Origin of the sequence: Bartonella senegalensis OS02, from assembly GCF_000312545.1 — a bacterium.
GTDB classification, from domain to species: domain Bacteria; phylum Pseudomonadota; class Alphaproteobacteria; order Rhizobiales; family Rhizobiaceae; genus Bartonella; species Bartonella senegalensis.
In genome coordinates, this window is the sequence record NZ_HE997540.1 from 499,168 (window position 1) to 500,866 (window position 1,699).

1 pseudogene is annotated in these 1,699 nt (G+C 38.1%); it reads right to left on the reverse strand.

Going from position 1 to position 1,699, the window contains the following annotated elements:
• Positions 1-1,699, reverse strand: a pseudogene (locus BN200_RS09335) (hypothetical protein); the annotation flags it as partial.

The window sequence follows — 1,699 nt, forward strand, 5'->3', positions numbered from 1 at the left end:
TGTAGCGACCTGTTCTTCTGCTTCCTTTTCATGACGTGCGACAAATGCCTTGGCTTTATCGTTCCATAATAAAGCATTTTTTTCTATATTTTGCGTAATCTCAGTGTTGTTTTTATTAATCTCATCATGAAGCTTCGTGAAAGAACTATCAACACCTGCAAATGCTTCTGCAACCGTATGATAGCTCTCTTTCTGAATAGAAAATGTTGGCATATCACCTCTAAGAACATCAGCTCCACCACCAAAATAACTTGACGTATTACCAGAAACCGTTTTCAGATCATTTGTTACTGTCATAACATTTTCATTGGTCGTAAAAAGCTGCGAACCATTCACTGCATTGTTTGAATCTTTTGAGACTACGCCATGTTTCACACCAGAGAGAATCCGATCCTCTTTGTTATTGTTGGCAATATTGACTTCAGTGCCCTCTTTTTCCGCACCAATATTGATAAGATTTGTATCCTTATTCAACTTAACAAGGTTCTCGCTTTCTAATTTGTTAATCACACTGCTAACACGTTCAGTCATTTGATTCTGAACATTCGTGAAAGAAGTACCAACTCCAATCAAAGCTTCCGCTACATTCTGATAAGCTTTATCTTCTTCTTGGCCATCAGCCTTAATAGTTTTTAGTGTAAAAGTTGGAGCAGTCCATTTTCCACCTTCATATTTGGCGTTACCTCCAAAGTAGTTGGCTATATTTGTGGCGGTGGTTTGGAGGTTATTTGATACAGTCGTTACATTTTTATCTGTTGTAAATAGCTGTGAACCGGTAACAGCTTCATTTGAATCTTCTGAAAGTTCAGCATTCTTTATACCAGTAAGAGTACGTTTCTTATCACTTGCATTTGCAATATCGATTTTATCACCACCTGCATCCCTACCAATCGTGATGTGTTGCGTATGCGCATCTTGCTTAATAAGACTATCACTCACCATATTTTTAATTTGATTTTCGACATTCGTGACAGAATTATTCACATCCGTAATCTGTTGCTTTACCTCTGTAAAAGAGCTGCTCACACCAGAAAAAGCACTAGCAACATCATTATAAGGCTTATCTTCAACAGTATAGGTAGGTGCCTTACCATTTAGCACATCAGTACCACCACCCAAATATTGCGACGTATTTGTAGCTATTGTTGATAAATTTGTTTGAACCCCTGTCACACTCATCTGTATCTCAGAAAAGCTTTTCTTAAGAGTTGCAATATCATTATTGGTCGCAAAAAGCTGTGAACCGATAACGGCTTCATTTGACTCCGCTGAGAGTGCGGCATCCTTTATCCCCGTAAGAGTACGCTTTTCTTTATTCTTATTGGCTATATCGATTTTATCACCCTCTGTATCTTTACCAATAGTAATATGTTTTGTTTCAGCATCTTGTTGTATAAGGCTTTCACCTTGTATAGTGGTAATTGCACTATTAATCTGGTTGGTAACCTCCTTAGTAATTTTATTCTGAACATTCGTAATAGAACTACCAACTCCTGCTAAAGCATCCGCTACACTCGTATAGCTTTGCTCATCTTCCTTGCCTTCACCGTTAACAGTTTTGACCTGAAAACTAGGTGCTTTCCAGTTTCCTTGCTCATCATAACCAGCATTTTTATCTAAATAGGTCGCAAGCGTGTTGCCCATAGAATAAAGCTGTTTACCGGTAATAGCATCTGTTGAATCTTTAGAAACAGCACCG